9 protein-coding genes are annotated in these 6,000 nt (G+C 75.0%); 6 read left to right on the plus strand and 3 right to left on the minus strand.

Going from position 1 to position 6,000, the window contains the following annotated elements; genetic code table 11:
* Positions 1-99: 99 nt before the first annotated feature.
* The 3 genes from ABZ493_RS15050 to ABZ493_RS15060 are packed head-to-tail and all read right to left on the minus strand — an operon-like array spanning position 100 to position 2,479.
* Positions 100-1,473 carry an MFS transporter gene (locus ABZ493_RS15050; RefSeq protein ID WP_430582951.1) on the minus strand — a complete coding sequence of 458 codons (1,374 nt, stop codon included), beginning with the start codon at positions 1,471-1,473 and terminating at the stop codon, positions 100-102.
* On the minus strand, positions 1,470-1,862 hold the full coding sequence (locus ABZ493_RS15055; protein ID WP_430582960.1) for a zinc-binding dehydrogenase: 393 nt from the start codon (positions 1,860-1,862) through the stop codon (positions 1,470-1,472). Before ABZ493_RS15055 ends, ABZ493_RS15050 begins: the two co-directional genes overlap by 4 nt.
* Entirely contained in the window at positions 1,802-2,479 is a 678-nt protein-coding gene (locus ABZ493_RS15060) for an alcohol dehydrogenase catalytic domain-containing protein (RefSeq protein ID WP_430582952.1), read from the minus strand. The genes ABZ493_RS15055 and ABZ493_RS15060 overlap by 61 nt, the downstream gene beginning before the upstream one ends.
* Positions 2,480-2,553: 74 nt before the next feature.
* Here ABZ493_RS15060 and soxR point away from each other — a divergent pair, with 74 nt between their 5' ends.
* The 6 genes from soxR (at position 2,554) to nusB (ending at position 5,861) form a co-directional block, all read left to right on the plus strand.
* Positions 2,554-3,033 (plus strand): redox-sensitive transcriptional activator SoxR, encoded by a 480-nt coding sequence (gene soxR / locus ABZ493_RS15065; RefSeq protein WP_430582953.1) that lies wholly within the window; start codon positions 2,554-2,556, stop codon positions 3,031-3,033.
* A gap of 65 nt (positions 3,034-3,098) precedes the next feature.
* Entirely contained in the window at positions 3,099-3,545 is a 447-nt protein-coding gene (locus ABZ493_RS15070) for a type II 3-dehydroquinate dehydratase (protein ID WP_430582954.1), read from the plus strand.
* Positions 3,546-3,629: 84 nt separating this feature from the next.
* The gene (locus ABZ493_RS15075) at positions 3,630-4,385 is read left to right on the plus strand and encodes a hypothetical protein (protein ID WP_430582955.1); all 756 of its coding nucleotides are present in this window, start codon (positions 3,630-3,632) and stop codon (positions 4,383-4,385) included.
* A complete protein-coding gene (locus ABZ493_RS15080) occupies positions 4,382-4,759 on the plus strand; it encodes a hypothetical protein (protein WP_430582956.1) in 378 nt (125 codons plus the stop codon). The genes ABZ493_RS15075 and ABZ493_RS15080 overlap by 4 nt, the downstream gene beginning before the upstream one ends.
* A gap of 105 nt (positions 4,760-4,864) precedes the next feature.
* Entirely contained in the window at positions 4,865-5,428 is a 564-nt protein-coding gene (efp, locus tag ABZ493_RS15085; protein ID WP_430582957.1) for an elongation factor P, read from the plus strand.
* Between the two features lie 16 nt (positions 5,429-5,444).
* Positions 5,445-5,861 carry a transcription antitermination factor NusB gene (gene nusB / locus ABZ493_RS15090; protein ID WP_430582958.1) on the plus strand — a complete coding sequence of 139 codons (417 nt, stop codon included), beginning with the start codon at positions 5,445-5,447 and terminating at the stop codon, positions 5,859-5,861.
* Positions 5,862-6,000: the final 139 nt, after the last annotated feature.

Consider the following 6,000-nt stretch of genomic DNA (forward strand, 5'->3'; position numbering starts at 1 on the left):
CCCGAGGTGCGGGCCCGGTCGGTGCGGACGGAGGTGGACGAAGGGAGGAAGAAGGGCGCGCGGACGCTCGCCCAGGACGTGCGAACAGAACGGTGCCGCTCAGGAGGACCGGGCGGGGAGCGCATCCTCATCGGCAGCATCCCGTACACCCGACGGAAAGTCGACGGGATTCGTGACGGCGCGCGGACCGGTACCCCGCCGCGTGCGGCCCGCCAGGGCCGTCGCGGTCAGCGCGAGCGCCGCCGCGAGGCCGAGGCACACCGCGTAGGCGGCCGCGCCGACCCGGTCGTGCAGGGCCCACAGCAGCGCCCCCGTCCCGGTGAGCGCGAGCGCGGACGCCGCCGCGTCGGCCACCTGGAGCACCGACATGGACACGCCCTGCGCGGAGGGCGGCGCGAGCTCGAGGACGAGCAGGTTGAGGGTGGGGAACACCAGACCCATCCCGAGCCCGCCCAGCACCCACGGCGCTGCCGCCGCGAGCAGCGGCACGCCCGGGACGACCAGCAGGGCGACCCCCGCCGTCCCCAGCGCGAGGGACGTGCCGCCGACGCGGAGGAAACCGGCGTGCGACAGACCGCCGAGCCCGCGCCCGCGCGCCCACGACCCCGTCGACCACCCGAGCACGTGCAGCGTGAGGACGGCCCCGGCGAACGCCGGCGCGAGACCCCGCTCGCGGGTGAGCGCGAGGGGAAGCAGCACCTGCGCACCCACGAACGCGGCCGCCACGAGCGCACGCACCAGCACGACCGTGCCCAGGCCGCGCGCGCCGCGCAGCACCTGCCCCACGACGCCCCGCCACTCCGCCGGCGGGGCGTCGCCGCTCGGCCGACCGTCGTCGGCGACCGGCCCGACCGGGTGCGCCGAACGACCCGCCGCGAGCGCCGGCCGCAGGGCCAGCAGGGCGGGCACCGCCAGCACGGGCACGGCGAGGAACACCCACCGCCACCCCAGGTACTGCGTCATCGCCCCGGCGAGCAGCGGCCCCACCACCCCGGGCACCACCCACGCGGCGGCGAACCACGCGAACACCCTCGCCCGCCGCTCCTGCGGGAACACGCGCGCCACCAGCACGAAGATCGCCACGCCCTCGATGCCGCTGCCCGCGCCCTGCACGGTGCGACCCGCCAGGAGCACCGGCATGCTCGGCGCGAGCCCCGCGACGAGCAGCCCCACGAGGAACAGCGAGATCCCCGCCAGCAGCGGCGGCGTCGGCCCGCGACGGTCCGTCCAGCGCCCCGCGACGAGCATCCCCACCACCCCCGCGGCGGAGCCCGTCGCGAACGCGAGCGTGTACAGCCGCAGACCGTCCAGCTCGGCCGCCACCGTCGGCATCGCGGTCGCCACGGCGAGCGACTCGAACGCGCCCAGCGCGATGTACGCGACCATCCCGGCCAGGACCGTGCGTTGTGCGCTCGGCCCCAAGGGCGCGGCCGCCCCGCCGACAGGCGCGCCATCGGGCGATGCTGCGGTCATCCCAGCACCACCTTGCCGACCGTGCGGCGCTCCTCGAGCTCCCGGTGGGCCCGTGCGGCCTCCGCGAACGCCACCCGGTGGGTGAGGACGCGCCACTCGCCCGACGCGGCCCGCTCCAGCGCGCGGCGCTGGTACGTGCGCAGGTCGCCGAACGCGGGCGCGCCCGGTCCCACGACGGCCCGCACCTCGACCGGGTGCCCGTCCGGCGTGACGGCGCTCGCGGCCACGGGGTTCGGGCGCCCGGAGGCCCAGCCCTGCACGACGAGCCGCCCGCCGGGACCGAGCAGCGCGGCCGCCTCGGCGCCGAGGTCGCCCCCGACGCCGTCGATCAGCAGGGTCGCGGCGGGCGCCCGCAGGCGCCGAGCGCGCGGCGGGCGTCGACGGGCCAGCCGTCCGCGGACACGTCGACGACGGCGAGCCGCTGCCCGGCGTCGGGTGCGAGCCCGCGGACCGCGCGGACCTTGCGCGGGCCGCCCGCCAGGGCGAGGACGCGGGTGCCGGCGTCGAGCGCGGACTGCACGAAGAGGGAGCCCAGGCCGCCCGCGGCGGCGGTGATCACCACGACGTCGTCCGGACCCGGCCCCGCCACCTCCAGCGCCATGAGCGCCGTCCGGCCGGTGCCGATCATCGCGACGGCGTCGGCCAGGTCGAGGCGGTCGGGCAGGCGGTGCAGGGAGTCGACGGACGCGACGGCGAGGCGTGCGTACCCGCCCCCGTCGGGCGTGGCGCCCAGGTGCGCGGCGACGCGTGCCCCGAGCAGGTCGTCCCCGACGTCCGGGCCGACGGCGACCACCGTGCCGGCGACCTCGCGCCCGGGGATCGCGGGGAGGCGTGGCGCGGGCAGGGGACCGGTGGACTCGCCGCGGCGGAGGGCGGTGTCCAGGAGGTGCACGCCGTGCACGCGGGCGGCGACGAGCACCTGGCCGGGACCGGGCACGGGGTCGGGGACCTGCTCGAGGACGAGGGTCTCGGGCGGGCCGTAGGCGTGGTGGCGGATGGCGTCCATGCCGCCATGCTGTGACCTGAACTATGGTTGAGGTCAAGGATCGGGAGGCCGCCGCGCGGGAAGGGACGAGGATCGTGCCGGAGCACGCGACCGAGAGGGTCCCGTGGGACCACGTCGAGCTGACGGTGGGCGAGGTCGCGGCGCGCAGCGGCGTCGCCGTCTCCGCGCTCCACTTCTACGAGCGTCGAGGCCTCATCGCCAGCCGCCGGACGGCGGGCAACCAGCGCCGCTACCGCCGGGACGTCCTGCGCCGGGTCTCGTTCATCCGGGTCTCCCAGCGGGTCGGCATCCCGCTGGCGCGCATCGCGGAGGCCCTCGGCACCCTGCCCGCCGACCGCGCCCCCAACGTCCGGGACTGGGAGCGCTTGTCCACCGCGTGGCGCGCCGACCTCGACGCGCGGATCGACCAGCTCGAGCGGCTGCGCGACGACCTCACCGACTGCATCGGCTGCGGGTGCCTCTCCCTGAGCCGGTGCGTGCTCGCCAACCCGCACGACGCGCTCGGCGACGACGGCCCCGGCCCGCGCCGGCTGCTCGTCGACGAGTCGGAGTGATCCGGTCGGCGTCGTGACCGCGGACGGTCGGGACGGGCGCGGTGGTGCCGCCGTACCCTCGGGCCATGACTCACGTCCTCGTCCTCAACGGTCCCAACCTCGGTCGGCTCGGCGTGCGCGAGCCCGAGATCTACGGTCACGCGTCCATGGCCGACCTCGAGCGCGAGGCGGCGGTGTGGGGGAGCGATCTGGGCGTCACGGTCGACGTCCGCCAGACCGACGACGAGTCGGAGCTCGTGGGCTGGCTGCACGAGGCCGTGGACGCCCGCGCGCACGTCGTCCTCAACCCTGCAGCGTTCACGCACTACAGCTACGCGCTGCGCGACGCCGCGGCCCAGGTGACGTCGTCCGGGCTGCTGCTGGTCGAGGTGCACCTGTCGAACCCCGCCTCGCGCGAGTCGTTCCGCCACTACTCGGTGGTCGCGGGGATCGCGACGGGGACGATCGCGGGCTTCGGCTTCGACTCGTACCGGCTGGCCCTCGGCGCACTGGTGCACAAGCTTCAGGGCTGAATTCGGACCGATCTACGCTCAAGGCTTGAGTGATATCAAGTGGGTGTCCTTGATATCGGCAACACAAGTTCCTAGGCTTGAGCGATGATCGTCGTGACCGCGGACCAGCGGGGAAGTACCCAGGGCGCCGACCGTGTGCCGGAGGCCCTGGCGCTCGTCGACGCCCGGGCGTCGCGGCGTCGGGGCGTCGTGCTGCCCTTCGACCGCACCGTGGGCGACGAGCTCCAGGGCGTGCTGGCCGGGGACGACGACGGCGCGGCGCTGGCCGTCGACCTCGTCCTCGACCTCGTCCGTGACGGCGGATGGGCCGTGGGGGTCGGGCTGGGCGCCGTCGACCGGCCGCTGCCGACGGCGTCGCGGGCGGCCTCCGGCCCGGCGTTCGTGCGGGCGCGAGCCGCGGTCGAGCGGGCCAAGCGACGCGGCGGCGGCAGCGTGCCCCTCGCGGTGGTCGGGCCCGACGAGGAGCCCCGGGCCACCGTCGCCGCCGACGCGCAGGCGCTGCTGCACCTGCTCGGCGCGGTGGTCGCGCGCCGCACCGTCGCGGGGTGGGAGGCCGTCGACGCGCTCGTCGCGCAGCGGGGACCCGCACCGCAGCGGGCGTCCGCGGCCGCCCTGGGCGTCAGCGAGCAGGCGGTGAGCCAGCGGCTGCGGGCGGCGCTGTGGGCCGAGGACGCCGCCGCACGCCCGCTCGCGGCGCGCCTGCTGCGGGCGGCGGGTGCCGACCCTGACGATGGCCCGGACGGCGGTGCTGTCGGTGCCGTGAACGACCATGACCACGACGATCACGAAGATGCAGGCGGCGTCGGCGACGACGGGTCAGGGGAGGGGCGCGCACGGTGAGCTGGGCAGCGGTGGCGGCGGACGTCTCGGTGTGGGTCGTGGGCCTGGCCGCCAGCGTGGGCGGCGGCGCGTGGCTCGTGCCGTGGGTGCTGCGGCACGCCGAGCGGGAGCCGCAGGCGGCGGCCGAGGCCGTCGCGGTACTGCGCGGCGGCACCTGGATCGGCCTGCTCGAGCGGCTGTGCGTCACGGGATCGCTCCTCGCCGGCTACCCGGAGGGCGTGGCGGTCGTCGTCGCGGTGAAGGGCCTCGGCCGGTTCCCCGAGCTGCGGGAGCACCCGGTCGCGAGCGAGCGGTTCGTCGTCGGCACGCTGGCGTCGCTCGCGTGGTCGGCCGCCCTCGGGGTGGCGGGGCACGTGCTGCTGGTCGGGCTGTAGAATGTTCCGGGCCCTCTGCGGCCCGGCACGTCGACTACCGCACGACCTCCGCACGACATCCGCTTCGTACCCGCCCGCACCCGACCCTGAGGACGAACAAGAAACGTGGCTACCTCCAACGACATCAAGAACGGCACCGTGCTTCGCATCGACGGTCAGCTCTGGACGATCATCGAGTTCCAGCACGTCAAGCCGGGCAAGGGTGGCGCGTTCGTCCGCACCAAGATGAAGAACGTCCTGTCGGGCAAGGTCGTCGACAAGACCTTCAACGCGGGCACCAAGATCGAGACCGCGAACGTGGACCGCCGCGACTTCCAGTACCTGTACATGGACGGCGCCGACTACGTCTTCATGGACACGGACACGTACGACCAGATCACGGTGCCGGCCGCCACCGTCGGCGACGCGAGCAACTACATGCTCGAGGGCATGAACATCATGGTCGCCTCCAACGACGGCACCCCGCTGTACGTCGAGCTCCCCTCGTCCGTGGTCCTGGAGATCACCTACACGGAGCCGGGCCTGCAGGGCGACCGCTCCACCGGCGGCACCAAGCCCGCCACGCTCGAGACGGGCGCGGAGATCCAGGTCCCGCTGTTCCTCGAGCAGGGCACCAAGGTCAAGGTCGACACGCGTGACGGGTCGTACCTGGGCCGCGTGAACGACTGACGGGGCGCCTGCTGACATGGGTGCACGCACCAAGGCGCGCAAGCGCGCCGTCGACCTCCTCTTCGAGGCGGAGCAGCGCGGCATCGACCCGCAGGTGCTCGTCGCGGACCGGGTGATCGAGCCGCACACCGAGGCCGCGGTTCCGCAGTACACGGTCGACCTCGTCGAGGGCGTCGTCGCGCACCGCGAGCGCATCGACGAGCTCCTGGCCACCTACTCGCAGGGGTGGACCGTCGAGCGCATGCCCGCGGTCGACCGGGCGCTGCTGCGCATCGGCACCTGGGAGCTGCTGTACAACGACGACGTCCCCGACGCCGTCGCGGTGGACGAGGCGGTCGACCTCGCCGGCCAGCTCTCGACGGACGACTCGCCGTCGTTCGTCAACGGGCTGCTGGGCCGGCTCGTCGACATCAAGCCGACGCTGCTCATCTGACGCGGACCCCGTCCGGGTCGCCGAACAGGCGGTGGCGCACGCATTCAGGTCCGGATGCGTGACGGCCGACCCCGGAACCGTGGCGTACCTCACGCCGGTCGACGGCGTCGACGTGTCCGCGACGCCGCACAACGAGACC

It is taken from the genome of Isoptericola sp. NPDC019482, from assembly GCF_040632295.1.
Taxonomy (GTDB): Bacteria; Actinomycetota; Actinomycetes; order Actinomycetales; family Cellulomonadaceae; genus Isoptericola.

Bases quoted from the DNA above. Each gene is read 5' to 3' on its own strand.
- ABZ493_RS15050 (WP_430582951.1), bottom strand. From the start codon at position 1,473: ATGACCGCAGCATCGCCCGATGGCGCGCCTGTCGGCGGGGCGGCCGCG.
- ABZ493_RS15060 (WP_430582952.1), bottom strand. From the start codon at position 2,479: ATGGACGCCATCCGCCACCACGCCTACGGCCCGCCCGAGACCCTCGTC.
- ABZ493_RS15070 (WP_430582954.1), top strand. From the start codon at position 3,099: ATGACTCACGTCCTCGTCCTCAACGGTCCCAACCTCGGTCGGCTCGGC.
- ABZ493_RS15075 (WP_430582955.1), top strand. From the start codon at position 3,630: ATGATCGTCGTGACCGCGGACCAGCGGGGAAGTACCCAGGGCGCCGAC.
- nusB (WP_430582958.1), top strand. From the start codon at position 5,445: ATGGGTGCACGCACCAAGGCGCGCAAGCGCGCCGTCGACCTCCTCTTC.